This is a genomic window from Chloroflexota bacterium (genome assembly GCA_026389585.1).
GTDB lineage: Bacteria > Chloroflexota > Dehalococcoidia > UBA2247 > RBG-13-53-26 > JAPLHP01.
Genome location: JAPLHP010000061.1, coordinates 1 through 18,532 on the forward strand (window position 1 = coordinate 1; position 18,532 = coordinate 18,532).

17 protein-coding genes are annotated in these 18,532 nt (G+C 50.1%); 6 read left to right on the forward strand and 11 right to left on the reverse strand.

Annotated features, from left to right (window positions below):
• On the forward strand, nt 1-296 hold a 296-nt coding region (locus NTZ04_04790), incomplete at its 5' end, for a hypothetical protein (GenBank protein MCX5991626.1).
• A gap of 250 nt (nt 297-546) precedes the next feature.
• A complete protein-coding gene (locus tag NTZ04_04795) occupies nt 547-1,377 on the forward strand; it encodes a hypothetical protein (protein ID MCX5991627.1) in 831 nt (276 codons plus the stop codon).
• Between the two features lie 538 nt (nt 1,378-1,915).
• Here NTZ04_04795 and NTZ04_04800 read toward each other — a convergent pair.
• The 7 genes from NTZ04_04800 to NTZ04_04830 form a co-directional block, all read right to left on the reverse strand.
• A complete protein-coding gene (locus tag NTZ04_04800) occupies nt 1,916-2,680 on the reverse strand; it encodes a response regulator transcription factor (protein ID MCX5991628.1) in 765 nt (254 codons plus the stop codon).
• Nucleotides 2,681-2,880: 200 nt separating this feature from the next.
• Nucleotides 2,881-3,594: a response regulator transcription factor gene (locus NTZ04_04805; GenBank protein ID MCX5991629.1), complete on the reverse strand. Its 714-nt coding sequence runs from the start codon at nt 3,592-3,594 to the stop codon at nt 2,881-2,883.
• A gap of 44 nt (nt 3,595-3,638) precedes the next feature.
• Complete coding sequence (locus NTZ04_04810; GenBank protein MCX5991630.1) at nt 3,639-6,137, reverse strand: PAS domain S-box protein; 2,499 nt, start codon at nt 6,135-6,137, stop codon at nt 3,639-3,641.
• A 15-nt stretch (nt 6,138-6,152) separates the two neighbouring features.
• A complete protein-coding gene (uvrB, locus tag NTZ04_04815) occupies nt 6,153-8,228 on the reverse strand; it encodes an excinuclease ABC subunit UvrB (GenBank protein ID MCX5991631.1) in 2,076 nt (691 codons plus the stop codon).
• Between the two features lie 593 nt (nt 8,229-8,821).
• Nucleotides 8,822-9,541, reverse strand: coding sequence for a 16S rRNA (guanine(527)-N(7))-methyltransferase RsmG (gene rsmG, locus NTZ04_04820; GenBank protein MCX5991632.1), 720 nt, complete (start codon nt 9,539-9,541; stop codon nt 8,822-8,824).
• Nucleotides 9,542-9,549: 8 nt separating this feature from the next.
• Nucleotides 9,550-10,767 (reverse strand): CoA transferase, encoded by a 1,218-nt coding sequence (locus NTZ04_04825; protein ID MCX5991633.1) that lies wholly within the window; start codon nt 10,765-10,767, stop codon nt 9,550-9,552.
• Complete coding sequence (locus NTZ04_04830; protein ID MCX5991634.1) at nt 10,764-11,987, reverse strand: CoA transferase; 1,224 nt, start codon at nt 11,985-11,987, stop codon at nt 10,764-10,766. The genes NTZ04_04825 and NTZ04_04830 overlap by 4 nt, the downstream gene beginning before the upstream one ends.
• 93 nt (nt 11,988-12,080) lie before the next feature.
• Here NTZ04_04830 and NTZ04_04835 point away from each other — a divergent pair, with 93 nt between their 5' ends.
• Nucleotides 12,081-12,857 (forward strand): polyprenol monophosphomannose synthase, encoded by a 777-nt coding sequence (locus NTZ04_04835; protein MCX5991635.1) that lies wholly within the window; start codon nt 12,081-12,083, stop codon nt 12,855-12,857.
• Here the strand turns inward: NTZ04_04835 and NTZ04_04840 are convergent.
• The 4 genes from NTZ04_04840 to NTZ04_04855 form a co-directional block, all read right to left on the reverse strand.
• Nucleotides 12,854-13,450, reverse strand: a complete 597-nt coding sequence (locus NTZ04_04840; protein MCX5991636.1) for a phosphatase PAP2 family protein — start codon at nt 13,448-13,450, stop codon at nt 12,854-12,856. The genes NTZ04_04835 and NTZ04_04840 overlap by 4 nt on opposite strands.
• A 2-nt stretch (nt 13,451-13,452) precedes the next feature.
• Nucleotides 13,453-13,890, reverse strand: a complete 438-nt coding sequence (locus NTZ04_04845) for a hypothetical protein (GenBank protein MCX5991637.1) — start codon at nt 13,888-13,890, stop codon at nt 13,453-13,455.
• Between the two features lie 9 nt (nt 13,891-13,899).
• On the reverse strand, nt 13,900-14,832 hold the full coding sequence (locus NTZ04_04850; protein MCX5991638.1) for a branched-chain amino acid transaminase: 933 nt from the start codon (nt 14,830-14,832) through the stop codon (nt 13,900-13,902).
• A 601-nt stretch (nt 14,833-15,433) separates the two neighbouring features.
• The gene (locus tag NTZ04_04855; protein ID MCX5991639.1) at nt 15,434-16,483 is read right to left on the reverse strand and encodes a tetratricopeptide repeat protein; all 1,050 of its coding nucleotides are present in this window, start codon (nt 16,481-16,483) and stop codon (nt 15,434-15,436) included.
• A 241-nt stretch (nt 16,484-16,724) separates the two neighbouring features.
• Here NTZ04_04855 and NTZ04_04860 point away from each other — a divergent pair, with 241 nt between their 5' ends.
• The 3 genes from NTZ04_04860 to NTZ04_04870 are packed head-to-tail and all read left to right on the forward strand — an operon-like array spanning nt 16,725 to nt 18,497.
• A complete protein-coding gene (locus NTZ04_04860) occupies nt 16,725-17,108 on the forward strand; it encodes a TraR/DksA C4-type zinc finger protein (GenBank protein ID MCX5991640.1) in 384 nt (127 codons plus the stop codon).
• A gap of 1 nt (nt 17,109) precedes the next feature.
• The gene (gene lspA / locus NTZ04_04865) at nt 17,110-17,586 is read left to right on the forward strand and encodes a signal peptidase II (GenBank protein ID MCX5991641.1); all 477 of its coding nucleotides are present in this window, start codon (nt 17,110-17,112) and stop codon (nt 17,584-17,586) included.
• Nucleotides 17,586-18,497: an RluA family pseudouridine synthase gene (locus tag NTZ04_04870; protein MCX5991642.1), complete on the forward strand. Its 912-nt coding sequence runs from the start codon at nt 17,586-17,588 to the stop codon at nt 18,495-18,497. Before lspA ends, NTZ04_04870 begins: the two co-directional genes overlap by 1 nt.
• Nucleotides 18,498-18,532: the final 35 nt, after the last annotated feature.

Genomic DNA, 18,532 nt, shown 5'->3' on the forward strand with positions numbered 1-18,532 from the left:
TTGAGCAGTCTGGACGCATCAGTGGAGGAGTAGCCTGGCAGCAGAAGAGCTTCAATATAGCATCTGGCACTCATACGCTTAAGTGGGCTTATACGAAAGATGGAAGTGTGAGCTCTGGTAGTGACTGTGGCTGGCTGGATAAGGTGGGATTTACTTCGGCATCATCTTCACCATATCAGACGTGGGGCACACTAAAGATAGAGGCTAGCCACATACCCCAAAGTACCATTTTAGAAGCCTATGTACCAGATGTGGCTAATTCTTTCTTTGCCACAACTGGGTGGCTGCAACCTTAACGATCTCTTGCCCAGAAGTCCCGGGGGTGGTATCTTGATGGGGGGCAGTAGCATTAAGAACCAATGTGGCTGGGAAGCCTGCCGCGGGGAACTGAGACACATTCGCTTTCAGCTTAGCCTCGCGCCAAGAGGGCAGAGAACTGCCGTTCGGAATACCAGGCATTGCCCATCCACGGAAAGGAGGGGACGTTCGCAGCGCAACTGAAGTCGGTACTTGCACAAGAATAGGACCCAACAAAGGAGGTAAAAGGTGAGAAAGTTATCATTGGCAATAGTGTTGATTCTGATGTTGGTCGGTTCAGCAGTGGGTGGTATGGCAGTGGCCACCAGCGCACCAGCTGGGCCAACCCTGAAGGCCAATGGAAGTAGTGCTCCGGGCACAATTTTCGTTTCAGGAAGCTATTGGGCCTTGGGAGCGCAGGTGGACATCTGGATGGATGTCCAAGACGCTGCGCATTATGTGGTCGTTGTATCGCCGTCGGGGAGCAAGGGGAATTTCAGCACCAGCTTCGTGGTGGGGCCAACCGCACTGGGCGAGCACTGGATAATCGCGGTTCAGGCCGGGGATCCCGAAAAAACGGTCAAGGCATCATTCTTCATTAAGAGCACGCAGCCGCTAGACGATAGGACTGCGGGGATCATGGAAGAAATCGTGAAGGACCCCGAGATTGGGCTGGCAATGTTTGATTCGGCCTACGGACGTGAGTGCTGGACTCAGTCGGGTACCTACGGTATAGAAACCACGTACGACGGAATAAGACACGTCAGCCTCACCATTTGCGTCGCCGAACTGAGTGGCCTACTTAATAGGGACAGCGTGAAGGTGGAAATTCACCTTTATTCACCAGTAACAGCACAACCAGCAATACCATCCGGTTGGTGCGAGTTAGACACGATTTACTCTAACGGCATGAAGGTCTACGAGTTCGACAGCGATGGCTGGAGAATTACCGGAAACGTGAAACACCCGAATGTTCTGTGTACCTATAACGCTACCACGATCGGACACAATGAGCCCGTCCCTGTGGGACCTATCTGTGTGCAGTCCTACGAGCCTGGCCTTGAGTACGCTGACGAGTAGCCTGAGAGCAAAGGATTGGCCAAAAGAACAACATAGATAGTGGGCACTGTAAAAGCGTAGCGGAGCAGGTTTTGGGGCTTGACCCCTTATACCAAGAGGGCTGAGGGAAGATTTGGGGGGGGCTGCAATTAAGCATGGCCCCCCCTTTTTCCATGTTCTGCGTTGGGCTCTGCCCAGTCATGACTCCAAAGAGGTGCTGGAGTGGCACAAGCGGCCGCGCAACAAGCGGGAGGTCTTCCACTTCATTCCCGCCTATTCCTCGTGGCTCAATCTGGCTGAAGTACTATTCAATCTGTTGCAGGGGAAAGTACTTTGCCGGGGCGTGTTCCCATCCAAACAAGGCTCTGGTGACGGCCATCAGGGACTGCATTGGGAAGCTAAACGAGGAGGGGCGCACCTTTGGTTGGACCAAAACCGCGGAGGCAATCATTACCTCAGTTAATAACCTGACATGACACCAGGCAGCCTTATGGATTGGACAGAATGTTGATGCCAGGTTGTGGCCGGGAGAGACATCAGTGGGGCTTGGGGAATGAGGCTATTCCCCTTGTTCACGTCCCGTGGTACAGTATGTGGGCTCGCTATGGTTTGAACAGTCTGGCTCCTCCGGTTTCTTGTGGAAGGTGTAACCGATCCCTGGCCTGGTGACAATGTGCTTAGGGTTGCCGGGATCTTCCCCAAGCTTTTTCCTCAGGCGTGCAATAGCTACCTGGAGGATGTGTGTGTCACTGCGATACTCTCGTCCCCAGACCTCAGTGAGAAGATATTCATGCGTAATCACTCTACCGGCGTTACGGGCCAGCAGACAGATAATCCTGTATTCGGTTGGTGGCAGCATAACTTCTCTTTCGTCTATGGTTACCAAATGATGGTCGAAGTCTATGCGCAACTGGCCTGAAGTGAATGGAGGCTGTGGTTCTTCCTGTGGAAACTTTGCTCGGTGAAGGACTGCCTTTACTCTAGCCAGAAGCTCGTTGATGCTGAAAGGCTTGGTTATGTAATCATCAGCACCGATATCGAGACCATGAACCACATCTTCCACCCCGCCTTTAGCTGTGATCATTATGATGGGCACTTCTGAGAACTCGCGTATACGTTTGCATGTCTGGAACCCATCCATGCCTGGCATCATGATGTCGAGGAGGACTAATGCTGGCTGCTCGTTCTTGATAAGCTGGAGTGCTGTCTTGCCTTCAGCAGCTGTTATTACTTGGTAGCCGTCTAATTCCAGGTTGAGGCTAACCAGTTTCACTAGCCCTGAGTCATCATCAACGATTAGGATCAGTGGTTTCTGTTGAGGCATATTTCTTCATCCTTCCTCAATAATATTCTTTCTATACTCATGCCCCGGTCATATCCAGGGATTGAGCAAATTCTACTAGGATGGAGTTACGCTTGTGTCTCAGCAGTAACCACTGATCTCACAAATTCCCCTCCGCCTGCGCAGAAAATGTCACCGAAAGGTCACAGTTGGAGATTGGTTGAGCGTCAGATGGTGCTGGCTTACTCTGCATGAGGGCTTGGGGCTTTTTTAAGGGTGTAACCAATACTCGGTCTGGTAACGATATATCTGGGGTTACTGGGATCATCACCGATTTTCTTTCTCAGTCGGGCCACAGCCACTTGAAGAATATGGGTGTCGCCACAGTATTCTTGTCCCCAGACTTCAGTCAGAAGCTGATCTTGGGTAATGGTTTTACCAGCATTGCGAGCCAGCAGGCATAGTGTTCTGTACTCGGTGGGAGTCAGCAGAACCTCTTCCTGGGCTATGGTCACCTGGTGTCGGGAAAAATCTATGCACAGCTGTCCTGAAATAAATGGTGGTTGTGGCATTTCCTCTGGGAACTTTGATCGGCGAAGTACTGCTCTTACTCGGGACAGTAGTTCATCGGTGCTGAAGGGTTTGATTACATAATCATCGGCACCGACATCTAAGCCGTGTATTACATCCTCAGCGCGACCTTTGGCAGTGAGCATTATGATAGACACCTCTGAGAATTCGCGGGTACGTTCGCATGTCTGGAAGCCATCCATGCCAGGCATCATGATGTCAAGGATGACTAATATTGGCTGCTCATTCTCAATGAGTTCCAGTGCTGTTTTGCCATCACGAGCTGTGATTGCATGGTAGCCTTCCAGCTCTAAATTGAGGCTAACCAGCTTCAGGATCCCCGGGTCGTCATCAACAACTAAGATCAATGGTTTACGTTGGGGCATTGGCTACACCTCCCGCTTTGCTCTTGTTGTCATTAGCTGGCACTTTAGCCTGAGCTCTTAGTTTCCTGAGGGGACAGTGGCAGCGTGAATGTGAAGATACTGCCTTTACCCAGGGCGCTCTCTGCCCAGATGCGGCCTCCGTGAGCACCTATTATACCCTTGCAGATGGCTAAACCCAAACCAACGCCACCACCCTTGTGAGACTGCCCGGAAGCAGCCTGGTAGAAACGCTCGAAGACCTTGCGCAATTCCTGGTGGCTGATGCCGATACCCTGGTCATGAACACGGACGATAAGCTCCTGTTTATTCGATTCACACTGCACCGAGATCTCTGTGTCCTCTGGCGAGTATTTGACTGCATTACTCAGGAGGTTGTCCAGTACTTGGCGGATGCGGCGGGGATCGGCTTCCACCAGGGGTAAGAATTCAGCAAACCGCGTGACAAAATGGGAATTCTTTGCCTTCTGTTCCATATCCTCTATGGCGTTGTTGACGATAGAAGTAATGCCAATGGGCTCCTTGTTCATAAGGAACCCACCAGCTTCGAGTTTTGAAAGTTGCAGCAGGTTTTCAATGAGTTCGGTAAGCCTGTCGCTTGCGAGATCAATTTCGTGAAGAAAGTTGTGTTTTTCCTTGTCAGTGAGCTTCTCATAATGGCGGAGTATGGTTGTGGTGTAGCCTTTGATTGAAGTTAAAGGTGTGCGCAAGTCATGGGAGACATTGGCCAGAAGCTCGGTCTTGAGGCGGTCTGCTTCGCGGAGTGCCCCAGCTGTGCTTGCTTCCTTGTAAAGCTGAGCATTTTCGATGGCGATAGCTGCCTCATCGGCAAAGGCGATAAGCAGGTTCGTTTTGCCGGCAAAGGCATTTGGCCTTGTGTTGTGGACGAATAGAACTCCGATGACGGTATTCTTAGACTTTATAGGCACGCCGGCGTATGATCTAATCCCTGCTGCCAGAAGGACAGGGTTGGTGCCTTCGACGGTGTCTACATCGTCGATGATTGCAGGTTCACCGCTGTTGATGATTCCCCTGGTCACTCCATGTGGCCGTGCTGCGATTGGAGGTGGTGTAATATCTACTATCCTTCTGGTAACACCATGTGGCTGTGTCTTGGTGGATAATGAAGGGATGCCTACAAACTCCTCACTACCTACACCGAGGCTGCCGTCTTCATTCACTATCACAATACTGGTGTAATTAGAATCGAGCGCTTTGCCAACCTGAGAGACAATATCCTTGATCACCTTGTCAAGGTCGAGGGTGTGGGTTATTGACGTCAATACTTGATGCAGAGCGGCCAGTTCCTGGTTGCGCTGGAGTATCTCCTCTTCAGTCTTCTTGCGTTCAGTGATATCCTTTGTAAGTGCAATGAATCCTGCTGGTTTCCCGGATTTATCCCTCAGCAGTGCACTGCTTAACTCGGCATCAATTTCTCTGTCACCCTTGGTCAGCAGGGTATACTCGGTATTACCGCTTCGGCCGTATTGTAATGTATGTTTCATGTTCTCCAGGGCTTTAACGCGGTCTTTTGGGGAAACAAAGTCGAGAGCGCTCCGTCCGAGGAGCTCTTCTTTATGGCTATATCCGTAGAGGGAAACTGCAGCATCATTCAGTGCAGTGATGGTGCCTTCTAGATCAGTGACCATGACTCCGTCCGCAACGGATTCGAATATGGCGCGCAACTTCTCTTCTGACTCTGATAGTTCATCTTCTATCCGTTTACGTTCGGTAATATCTCTGAAGAAGCCTATGGTGCACTCCTTCATGTTTATCAAAGCCTTGGTTGCGCTTATATCTGCATATATCACGGTTCCGTCTTTGGTAATGCAGGGAATGTCTGACGCCAGCGCTTTTTTCCCTGTCGCCTGAGCCTCGATTTCAGAGAGTATGTGATCCCGTTCATCCATCGGATGAATGGCACTCCTATCCATTCCCCTTAGTTCTTCTTGAGTATATCCCAACATTCTACCTATGGCCGGGTTAGCATACGTGAATGTGTTTGTCTCACTGTCTATTACAAGTATCCCTTCCTCAGCGGACTCAAACAGTGTTCGATATCTTTCCTCTGATTCTTTTAAGGTTTGTTCTATCTTCTTATGTTCGGTAATGTCTATGAAGCTTCCTAAGGCTGCCTGTTGTCCCTGGAACTGCATAGATATGATCGTCTCTGCTACCCATCCTGTCTTGCCATTTTTGGTGACAATCCTGTATTCATGTGGAGAGGGCAAATCCCCCCGCAGTATCTTTAAGGCATTATCTCTTACCTCATCCCTGTCCTCTGGTACGACAAGCGTGAAATAATCCATGCCCAGCAATTCTGCCTTGCTGTAACCTGTGTATATTTGGAACTGATGGTTGACATATTGAATGATTCCGTTTTGGACAATGTGGATGCCAGTCGGGGAATTACCAAATAGGCTGTCGAGCAACTGCTGAGCCTGGTTGTGGAGGATGTCTAATGATTTTCTCAACCCATCGACCCCTTTATGCAGTGTCGGCAATCTGTCGATGAGTGGTTCCTTGGATTTTCTCTCATCATTCATTGTATATTTCTGCCCCTATTTAACCACTTTATGATGACTTTTGACAGACTCTTTGGTTTTTTTCTCTTTGACGGGATGTGGCCTGTGATTCTGCTCGTTGCTGCTATCAATTTGTTGAAACTCGACTAGTTGCTTTCTGAGATCGATGATGCGGTCACGCAGAAGGGCTGCCTTTTCGAATTCTAGATTTCTGGCAGCACTCTTCATCTGGGATTCCACATCCTTGATCAGGCCGGCTATTTGGTCCTTGGAGAAGGAACGGTCTGCTTTGTAAGGGGCATGAGCCTCGGCAACCGCCTTGATTCCGTCGTTTATATCTTTTATGGCTTTTCTGATACTCTGCGGGGTAATACCGTGCTCGCGGTTATAGGCTTCCTGAACTGAACGACGCCGGTGGGTCTCATCAATAGCCGCCCTCATTGAACCGGTGATGGAGTCGGCATACATGATGACATGCCCGTCAACATGGCGGGCGGCACGTCCCATAGTCTGAATGAGTGCTCCTGTTGACCTTAAAAAACCCTCTTTATCGGCATCAAGAATAGCTACCAGGCTCACCTCCGGTAAGTCAAGACCCTCCCGGAGAAGATTTATCCCCACTACTACGTCATAGACACCAAGGCGGAGGTCACGCAGAATCTCTACCCTTTCCAGCGTCTCAATCTCTGAATGAAGGTAGTGGGTCTTTACCCCCATTTCTCTGAGATATTCGGAAAGTTCCTCTGCCATTCTCTTGGTGAGGGTGGTTACCAGACAACGTTCTCCGTGGTTGACACGGGTCTTGATCTGTTCCAGAAGGTCGTCTATTTGGCCTTTGGTGGGTTTGACCTCGACAGAGGGTTCGAGCAGGCCGGTAGGGCGGACAAGCTGCTCTGCTATCTGCTGACCATGTTCGTATTCGTAAGGTCCTGGTGTGGCCGAGACATAGATAACCTGATTGATGCGATTCTCGAATTCTTCAAAGGTCAGGGGGCGGTTATCCAGAGCGGATGGCAGGCGGAAGCCATATCCTACCAGTGTTTCCTTCCGACTTCTGTCGCCGTGGTACATCCCCCTGATTTGGGGCAGGGTCATGTGGGATTCATCGACAAACAACAAGAAGTCGTCGGGAAAGTAATCAAAGAGAGTTGATGGTGGACTGCCTGGTGGACGGCGTGAAAGATGGCGGGAGTAGTTCTCCACTCCGGTACAATATCCCACCTCCTGGAGCATCTCGATGTCATAATTGGTGCGTGTCTCCAACCTGGCTGCCTCTGGCTGTTTTCCCTGGCTCTGCAGCTCTGCCATTCTTTCTTCCAGTTCTGACCGGATATCGGATATAGCTGCAACCAGTTTTTCACGTGAGGTGACGAAATGCTTTGCCGGGTAGATGTCTATATAGTCACATTCTGTCAGCACTTCTCCGGTGAGCGGGTCGATCTCCATAATACGCTCGATTTCATCTCCCCAGAATTCAATCCGCACTGCTTTTTCCTGGTAAGAGGGCTGGATTTCCAGAACATCACCCCGAATGCGGAACCTGCCGCGGCTAAAGTCGATGTCATTTCGCTGATACTGCATATCAACGAGTTGGCGCACTATTTTATTCCGATTTCGTTTCTCACCTTTCTTCAACCCAATCACAAAGCCGTGATAGTCTTCGGGTGAACCCAAACCGTAGATACAGGAGACTGAAGCTACGATAACCACATCCCTTCTCTCAAAGAGTGCACGGGTAGCAGCATGGCGCAGCTTGTCGATTTCCTCGTTTATGTCTGTTTCCTTCTCTATGTATGTGTCAGTGTGGGGAATATATGCCTCTGGTTGGTAGTAGTCATAGTAACTGACAAAATACCCCACAGCATTTTGAGGGAAAAAATCCTTAAACTCGGTGTACAACTGGGCTGCCAGGGTTTTATTATGGCAGATGACCAGGGCAGGCCTCTGAATCCTTTCGATGACATTAGCCATGGTGAAGGTTTTGCCGCTGCCGGTTACTCCCAGGAGCGTTTGCCGTTTATATCCTTTAGATAGTCCATCTATCAGCTTTTCCACTGCTTGGGGCTGGTCGCCAGTAGGTCTAAATTCAGAGGAGATTTCAAAGGATGACATATACTTTAACACCCGGGTTTCATCTTATTTGATTTCTACGAAGTCGATAGTTTTGCGGTGATCAGGAAATACATCATACATGGTAAAGTATAAGACAGGAGTTAGCAATCTTATCAGCGGCGAGTGTATGTCAAGACACTGGCGTCGTCCCCAATCCATGAGAGGCTTGTCCCCCTGAGCGAAGGCGAAGGGTCTGTCCCTACATGGTGTTCCTACAGGCTGCTGCGTCGGGTCATCCTTCTGCGGAAGGATGGCTCATGGTTGATAGCTCATGGCTGAGATTGCTTCGTCGTCCTTCCGCAGAAGGACTTCTCGCAATGACACGGGGCGGCTTTGCGAAGCGCCCTCAAGGAAGGGGGGAAACTCCACCCTCACCCTAGCCCTCTCCCATCGCAGGGAGAGGGGACCACCTGGATTGCCCTTCACGGAGTGAAGGGCGTGGGAATGACATTAACGCGAAGTAATCCACGGATTAGGCGTCGTCACAAGCCGCAGCCTGAGGCTTTCTCTTGATCAGGAGAAAGCAAGGTGCTGAATTTCACACACGGTTTCTGTTCGGGGCATGTTTGAGTTTTGAGTGTGGTATCACAAGGTTAAAGAGGATGCTTTGCTGGCATGCCGGCACGACGGGGGTACTTTGATGGAGTGGGTAATACCTTATTCAGAATGACCAACAGGTGTTGATCCAGGTCTTTCAGGTTCACTTCCCTGATCTCTCCTAGCTCACCGCCGAGAATATCTATCGCTTTGGTGGCCTGGCTCAGTTCTCTCTCGATTTGCCCTTTCTTGGGGGCGACAACAATCCCACCCTTCTTGCATAGCGGCAGAGTCAACTCGGCGATGGTGGCGAGCTTGCTGACAGCGCGACAGACGACCAGGTCAAACATCTCGCGGTAGTCTGGTTGATGAGCGATGTCTTCGGCGCGTGCGGTTAGAACCTGTACTTGCTCAAGACCGAGTCTATTCACCATATGTTGTACACAAGCTGTTTTCTTGGCCACAGAGTCCAGCAGTACTACCCTGGCTTCCGGAAGGACGATCTTCAGGGGGACGCCTGGAATTCCACCTCCGGTGCCAACGTCTATGAAAAGGGGATTTCTTTTTGCCCAGGCCCCACCCCCTAAGACGGGTACTATAGTGAGGGAGTCCAGGAAGTGTTTGAGCTGTACCTCTTCATAACTGGTGATGGCAGTCAGGTTTACCCTCTTGTTCCAGTCGACCAGTTCCTCGTAGTAGAGTTGAAATTGCCGAACTTGCTCTGGAGTGAGGGTGAGGCCTAGCCGATCGGCACCGTCTAGGAGAAGCTCCAGCATCACTGGCTCTAGTAGATAACCTTTTGTTCTTCCAGGCGGGTGATCTCTTCGTCAGTCATGGCCAGGAGTTCTCTGAAAACGTAGTTGTTGTGCTCTCCAAGTAATGGTGAGCGGTGATGAATCTCAGTGGGGTTTCCCGACATTCTCCAGGCTGAATTGGCCACCCAGTCTACACCTGTGGCGGGGTGCTCAACCTCCATATACGTTTGCCTTGCCTGGAGATGTGGGTCGAAGAACCTTCCTTCGGTGTCGAGGCAGGGTGCTGCTGCGACCCCAAACTTCTGAAGTGTTTCCATTATCTCGTAGTAGGTGTAGTTGATGGTCCACTGTGAGATGAGTTTATCCAGTTCTTCTCGATTCTTAATCCGGCTATATCTATCGGCGAATCTCTCCTCCTGTACCCAGGGAGGAGTACCAATGGCCTCACAAAAAGCCTTCCATTCCTCTTCTGTCTGCACGGCGATGGAAACCCACTTATCGTCTCCTTTGCAGCGGTAATTGTTGTGAGGACACATTGTGGGATGGCGGTTGCCCAGAGTCCCTGGGACCCTCCCGTTCATGGTGTATTCCATTACTGCCTCGCCGGCAGTGCTGAGTACTGCTTCCAACTGGGCCATGTCGATATGCTGTCCTTTGCCGGTTCTCTTGCGGTAGTACAGGGCAGCCATGACAGCAAAAGATCCATGAAGGGAGCTGTTGATGTCAGCATATGCCTGCTGCAGGCCCAAGACACGTTCACCGCAGTAGCCTACCATACTGTCAATGCCAGCAAGGCTGGTCAGTGAAGGTCCATAAGTCTGGGCATCTCTCAAGGGGCCATAGCTTCCAGCGGCAGGCAGGGAAATCATGATAATAGCGGGGTTCACTGCTACCAATGACTCGTAATCCAGGGTATGCTCTTTCATAACACGGGGAGAGAAATTCTCAATCACAATATCACTTATTCTGACGAGGTTCTTGAGCACCGGTATGGCCTCGGGTTTGGCCATATCTATAGTAACGCTCAGTTGATTGCGGACCCCGCTGTGAAACCACGGGTCTCTATCCGGGTCTTTGTCCAGATTGTCGGGGCTGAGTCTCATGGAGTCTATGCGACTCCTTGTCTCCGCCTTTATTACTTCGGCCCCCAGATCGCCTAACATGCTAGCCAGATAGGGGCCAGCGAACACCCAACCAAAGTTGATCACTCGATAGCCTTGAAGGGGACGTTGTTTATGTGGACTCAAATGATTCCTCCCCTATGAAGTTGCACCAGCTCTTCTCTGGGATATCCGAGGCGGTGACAGTAGATTTCCTCGTTATGCTCCCCGAGCAGGGGGGCGGGTCTTTCCATTTTCCAGGGCGTTTCTGAGAATTTGCACGGGGCGCCGGGATACTTCAGTTTGCCAGCGGCTGGATGGTCTATTTCTACGAAATACTCCCGCACTTCGAGATGTTTGTCGTTAACTACCTCTTTTATGTTCTTGACAGGGCTGAAAGGGATCCTTTTTTCCAGGCAGAGGTGATGTATCTCCTCCTTGGTGTGTGCGGTCAGCCAGGGGGCCAGAAGTCCATCCATCTCATCGGCGTACTTCAAGCTTATTTCGCGGCGATCCTGGAATCTGGGTTCGTTGGAATACCAACCGGGTACTTCTCCATCGCCAATAAGCTCCAGGAACCTCTTCCATTGGTAACCCTGGATAGCGATCATGCTCACGAAGCCATCCTTGCAGGGTAGTATGGTGTATGGATAAACTCCCGGGGTGCGGTGTCCCCACCTCATGCGCTTCATTCCGTGCATTACGAAGGCCGATTCCTGATTCCCGGTGTGAAGAGTAGCCCAAACCTGCGCTTCAGAGACGTCAATATGTTGCCCTTCACCGGTTGCTTCTTGGGTGAACACAGCCGCCATGGCGGCTGCAGCACCGGCTGCCCCACTCTGGTAATGTCCCAGGCTTAACGGTGGAGTTAAGGGTTCTCTTCCGGGTTCACCTGCACAGACACTCTGCCCACCCAGGGCACTGCAATTTATAGCATGTCCCTTGTAGTCCCTATAGGGCCCGCTCTGTCCGAAGGGGGTGAGAGAGACCATAATGGCATGGGGGTTTACTTTTCGGATGTTTGGATAGGAGAGTCCCAGCCTCTCCGTTGTCGCGGGGGGGTTATCTTCTATGAAGATGTCGGTTTCCCTCAAAAGCTGTTTTAGTATGTTGGCTCCTGTACCAGTCTCGACATCGAGGGTTATGCCAAGTTTATTTGCGTTCAGGTAGAGGAAAAGGCCACTCTTTTCAGGGTGGGGTATGTCCTGTGGAAAGGGACCGTGTCTTCTTGAGTCGTCGCCGATATCAGGTTTCTCTACCTTGATTACCTCAGCGCCAAGATCAGCCAGAAGCTTACCGCAGTAAGGTCCGGCTATGAAATCGGCGTACTCCAGTACCTTTAGTCCACTTAAGGCCTTTTCATCCATGAAGAAAATTATACTTGCTGTGAGGAAATTCCGCAACGCGGGGTTAAGGTGTTTCGGTTGCCGGCGGGCATATTGTGAAGAAGGCTCGTCGCCATGTTGGATGGTGAAATGAGGAACGAACGGTCAATCCCGGTGCAGCTTTTACGAAAGGCCCCGGCGCTATATAATGGGGCCGTTATGAGAGCAATAGTGATGTTACCCACTTACAATGAGAAGGATAATATTGAGAATATTGTCGGGCAGGTATTGGAACAGGGTGATGTGAGCATCGTGGTTGTGGATGATAGCTCACCTGATGGAACAGGTGAAATAGCTGACAGGTTAGCAGCGGAGAAGCCAGGTAAGATTCATGTGATTCATCGGCAGGAACGGGGCAGGGGCACGGCTGGGATTGCTGGGCTCAAGTATGCCAGAGAGCAAGACGTTGACTGTATTATCGAAATGGATGCTGATTTTTCTCATGACCCCGGAAATATCCCGCAATTCCTGGAAAAGATAAGAGATTACGATGTAGTTATTGGTTCGCGGTTGGTGATGGGAAGCAGATCGCAGCGAAGCCCGGTGAGAAGATTGATCAGCAGTGGTGCCAACATATATACGCGACTGCTATTGGGATGGTACATCGGAGACTGGGCTGGCGGGTATAAGTGTTATAGGCGGGAGGCCTTAAGGTCGTTGGATTTCGATGCTTTTTACTCAAAGGGTTACTCCATCGGTATGGAAACGCTTTACAGGCTGGTAAGAAATGGTTTTAGCTATGTAGAGATACCTATTGAATTCACGGATAGGAGAAAGGGCGAAGCCAAATTCTCGGCGGGGGAGATCGTGAGTTACGCGGCTAATGTCATTCGAGTAAGATTTGGGTTTTAGGCAAGGCAAAGCTTCCTGAGCATCATGAAAACCAGATCAATAGGGAATCGAAGCAAAGGCATCACTATCTTATAGATGAAGTAACTGGTTAGGATTCCCAAGGCTGCTCCAGCCAGGATGTCTGAGGGGTAATATACGGCGGAGTAAAGTTTGGCCAGGGGCATGAGGATAGCGGGTATAAAAACAAGCAATCCCAACTTGCGGTTTCTCTGCCAGATGCTCGTCGCTGCAGCAAAGGTAACTGCGGATGTATTGCTGGGGAAGCCGGGGTCATGGATGCGGTAGAAAATGTGATTCACGGTATCCATAAGCTGGGGCATATCTTCGAATGGGTGCGGGTGGCGATAGAGGTGATTGAAGGCCAGTACAAAGCCGCAGACTGAGCCTATACTAATAGCCGCACAGGCAACTGCTCTCTGGTAGTTGTCACGCTGGGCCGGATCTTTGCCCATAAACCATATAAAGAGCAGCATGAGGGCGATGCCCACGGGAACAAGGTAATCGTTAGCCATGATGATCATGAGCCTGTCCAGTATCGGGGACTTGCCCACCAATCCATTAACCCACAGGACGATATCTTTATCAATCTGCACTGTTATCGAATCTTCTCTTTGAATATTGACCTGAGGCTATGCTTGAGTGATTCGAAGTAGCTGGTTTCTCTGAGCGCCCCCAATCCCTCTGGATATTCCTTTTGTTCGCATTGTGCCCTGTGGCGGTAGGTATGAAGTACAGAGGAAACGATCAGGGTGAGCACTAAAGCGAGGAAGGCTGCCAGATTGAAATAGAGGAATTGCTGTGCCCCCTCCAAACCAACTCTACGCATCACTGTATCAATACGATTGTTATATCCGAAGAACCATCCAAAAGAACCTCCGATGGCCAGAAGGGCGAACAGATAGGAGAGGACCTTACTCTCAAAGAAGAGCAGTCCCTTAATTTGGCTATAAGATGCTACGAGTTGCAGTACTCCTACAGAGGCTATGAATACGAATAGGAAGTATTCCCAGCGTTGTACTACTGCTATGTCCATGATCCAGTTCTAGGATACAAGCTTGCTACGGTATGTCGGAGTGCACCAGTCGAGGTACTTGGGGTTCCTGCCCCGTATTATGTCGTAATAGAGCTGCTGTATCTTTTTGGTGATTGTACCGACCTTCCCCTGCCCTATGCTACGGTGGTCGATCTCGGTAACCGGAGTCACATTAGCTGCTGTGCCGGTCATAAAGCATTCATCAGCGATATAGAGCTCGCTGCGGTCCATAGGTCTCTCAATAGTATCGATGCCGAATTCGCTTTTGGCCATTTTGATTATCGTGTCACGGGTGATACCCTTCAAAATATTATCCGATGATGAAGGAGTAACCAATTTCCCATCGGAAATAATGAAGATATTCTCACCGCTGCCTTCAGAGACATGCCCATCCTGGGTCAGCAAGATAGCCTCGTCGTAGCCATTTTCCCAGGCTTCTGTTTTTGCCAGAGCGCTGTTCACGTACAAGCCAGTTACCTTTGCCCGGGGCGGGATCATGTTGTCATCGATGCGACGCCAACTTGAGATACAACATCTGGCCCCCTTCTCTGGATCAAGATAAGGGCCGAAGGGCGTCACAAAAACAAAGAAATCATCCTCTAAGTTGTGAAGCCGGACACCCACAGTCTGGGAGCTCTTGTAGGCCATAGGGCGAACATAGATATCTTCTCGATAACCATTTCTCTCCACCAATTCCACTGTGAGTTCGCACAGCTTGTCAATGCTGTAGGATAAGTTAATCTTCAGGATATGGCAGCTCTTTTGTATCCTCTGGTAATGATCTCTGATGCGGAAGAGGTACATCTGGCCTTGTTCACTATTCCAGTTCCCGCGAATACCTTCGAAGCAGGCCGTACCGTAATTCAGGGCATGTGTCATAATACCCACCTTGGCTTCAGAGAGGGGCACGAACTGTTTGTTGAAGAAAGCTAAATCAGGCATGGGAAACCTCCTTGGAAACACAACTTTCCAGCGCTGTTAATTATAATCCATGACCTTGCGAAGGTACAAACTTTAAGGAGCTGACTTTCCAGCGACTTGTCACAGGGAAGAAGAATCATTACCATAATTCTGAACGATTTGCCTGTTTGTGGGGTGACGGAGGAGGTGGAGCGTTTCGCGTCTCCACCGGGGATTGACTGAGGGGCATTATGAGGCTGACATTGAGGTGCAGCGGGAAGTATTTGATCAGAGAATGAGGGAATTTTTCGGAAGTTGATGAGATGAAATTCTTTAGGCTGAATTCAGATGGTTTAAGTCGCTGGTTTCATCAAACCCGCGTAGGCAGGCTATCAAAAGTAGTTCCCCTGAGGTGGCTGATACCTCTGTTTTTGATAGCTACTCCGCTTATCATCTTCTTCGTATTGGTCCTTTTCCTTTTCTTATTGTTCCTTTCAGTGTTTGTCCTTGTTTTCTACCTTGCCACTCTGAGATCTAGACTGCGTGCAAGAAAGGATAATGGAGTAATCGAGGTGGAATATTGGGTAAAAGAAGATAAGGAGTAAGCTATACGGCTTTTATGCGAGACTCCTCCTCTTTCAACCTATATGTTTTGTATAACAAGGGGTAGCCTTTGTTCTATTTGTAACGTTATTCTTTCCACTTCCCCTGTGGATACTTGATATTTGGCAGCTATATCTTTTGGAGATACCTCTTGCCCAGTGACGAATCTCTTATACAGCAGATATATCTCTTGGTCCCTGCTGCTCACTTGCATCTGATCCAGGCCCATTAGCCGGGTTACCTCTTCATGCTGTCTGGCCATGACCCTGATCTGGCTGGGCTCGTCTCGCATAGCCCTGGTATAGTCGTTCTGTGCCTGCTCCATATTCCCTCTGTTCTCATGGGCAATGGCTCGATTGAAGTAGAAGCGGGCGTTTTCTGGATACAGAGCAATGGCGGCATCATAGCGGACTATAGCTTTGCCAAGTTCGTTGTCGTCAGAGTAGCGGAGTCCCTTTTCCAGGTGGCGATTTGCCATCATGTAGTATGTTGTGGCATCAAGGCACTGCTGAGGTAGTCCCCTGACATCTGTGAGGCTTTCCAGTTCATGCCGGTTTACGTCCCTTATTACCCAGTCTGATCCCTCTTTCACCTGCAGACCTACTCTTTGGTGGTTTATGTTTTTAGAACCATACCAGGGATCAATGAAATAGATTCTCTTGTCGGCCAGTTTGAGGATATTGACTATATGGGGAATGTACCTGCCTGCGTTATCGATGACTACGTCTACGGCACCCATGTCCAGTGCCAGTCTTCTCCCCAGCATGTTAAATATCTTGACATAACCCAGGCAGTCGGCACGCCTCTCGCTGAGCACTCGCTCCAATTCAAAAACCCGGCCCCGCTTGATGTTTGCTCTTATGAAGGTGTATAGCCAGTCCATGACGGTCAATTCAAATCTTGCCTTTTGGAGATTGTCTTGGGTCTGGCCAAGTTCTTTCTTCACCCGATTGCTCAATTCTTTCAGATCCAGGGTTCTCCCTGGCTGTGTTTCCAGGTGCACTCCGAGTTCTGAGGGAATGAGTTGCAGTGGCCATTGACTGAGTGTCTTGTCCAACTTGGCGGGAGAGATTCTGTCTAGTCTGTCCATCTTGTTGATCTGGGCTCCAGCATTTTGATATCAATACCAAATAGTAATACGTTGTGGCGGTTGCCCACAATGTGATTGCTATTATTAGATGATAATCTTACAGCGCTTGACTATTTGTACAACTCAGGTTACAATTCCCAAAACGGCTTCTCCCACAAGCTGGTTTGATTTCACTGTTTTGGTAACTGAGTTTCCTTCGTTGCAGCTAAGCAGTGGCTTGACGTAGAGGAGAGAAAACAAAATGGCTGTCACCTTTGATGAACTCGGTCGACGGTTAAAAGAGGAGCGGGAACGCTTGGGCAAAGCGTTAGAGCAGTTGCGAGCGAGTGCTCCGGCTGTGGGTGAGACAAGGGAAGGCAGCCCTTATGGGAAAAAGGAGGAGGGGGCTACCGAGGCCTTTGAATTGGAAAAAAGGCTGGAGTTGGAGAGACGTGTGAGTGGACTTCTCAGTGAGGTAGAGCGCGCTTTGCAGAAGTTGGAGAAGGGGACTTATGGTCTCTGTGATATCTGTAGCCAGTCTGTAGAAATGGCTCGGCTTGAGGTTCTGCCTCAAGCGAATCTATGCCTCAGCTGTAAAGCACGGCAGGAGGCGAAAAGCGCAAAAGGTAGACTCCCTTCAAGGTAGTTTGATAATCCCCAAAAGCCCTTTCATCGTTGCCTTTTCGGTTTTGGCTGCGGACCAGCTGAGCAAGCTGTGGGTCAGAGAGAATCTGGCTTTGGGGGAGTCGATACCACGCGAGGGGATTTTCAGGCTGACCCATGTGACCAATCCCGGTATCATATTTGGGATTGGGATGCCGGCAGCAGTTTCTTTGATTTTGCCTTTGGTCGTGGTAGGTGTTGCCCTTTTCCTCTACTATCGATATGGCCTGTTCAATAACAGCTTGATCAATGTGGCCATGGGCTTTTTCCTTGGTGGGAGCCTGGGCAATCTGGTCGATCGACTATTCTTTGGCCGTGTGACGGACTTTATTGATATCCAGTGGGGCCGTTTTCAGTGGCCGACTTTCAACCTTGCTGATATGGCTATCCTTCTGGGTACACTTCTCTTCATTGTCTTTATCTTCAGGCTTCGCCTGCGAAAGACACCAAAGCATGGCTGATGGAAATAGCCAGAACCATTCATCTCATTGCAGATAAGGCAGGTCTCCGCCTCGATCTGTCTATCTGCCAATCAGACAAGGACCTAACCCGTTCCTATGTCCAAAGACTGATCAATAGTGGCTATGTGACCGTGAATGACAGGGTGGCAAAGCCGAGTCTCAAGATCAAGGTTGGCGATGCTATTGTCGTCAACTTGCCCCCGCCTGACCCCCCGCCTGCACTTGTTGCTGAACACATGCCGCTGGCTATTCTCTATGAGGACAGTGACCTTCTGGTCATTGACAAGCCTGCTGGTCTCACGGTCTATCCCGCCCCTGGCCATCCGAGTCACACCCTGATGAATGCTGTTCTGGCTCATTGTCCTGATATCTCAAACATCGATGGTTCGGTGCGTCCTGGAATAGTACATCGCCTGGACAAAGATACTTCAGGGGTGATGGTAGTAGCCAAGAACAAGGTAGCCCAGTTAGATCTTTCTGCACAATTGAAGAGCCGCCGCGTATTAAAGAAATACCTTGTATTGGTCAAAGGACATCCTTCTCCAGAAGAGGGTGTTATTGAAGCCCCCATAGGACGGCATCCCAAGGACCGTAAAAAGATGGCGGTAGTCCCTGGTGGAAGGGAAGCCTGCACGCTCTATCGAGTGAAAAGACGGCTGGACGGTTACACCCTGGTAGAGGCAACGCTACAAACAGGTCGCACTCATCAGATCCGGGTGCATTTCTCGCGCATGGGTTGGCCAGTAGCTGGTGATCCTGTATATGGGATGAGAACGCCGCATCTTCAAAGGCAGTTCGTGCATGCTTTTCTGCTGGGATTCCGGCTTCCCAGCACGGGAGAGTATGTGGAATTCCAATCGGAGTTGCCCGCGGACCTAGAGGAAGCGCTGGAGAAAGTCTCGCGGTTGTAGGCTTTGTTCCCTGTAGCGGCTTGTACTTTATAACA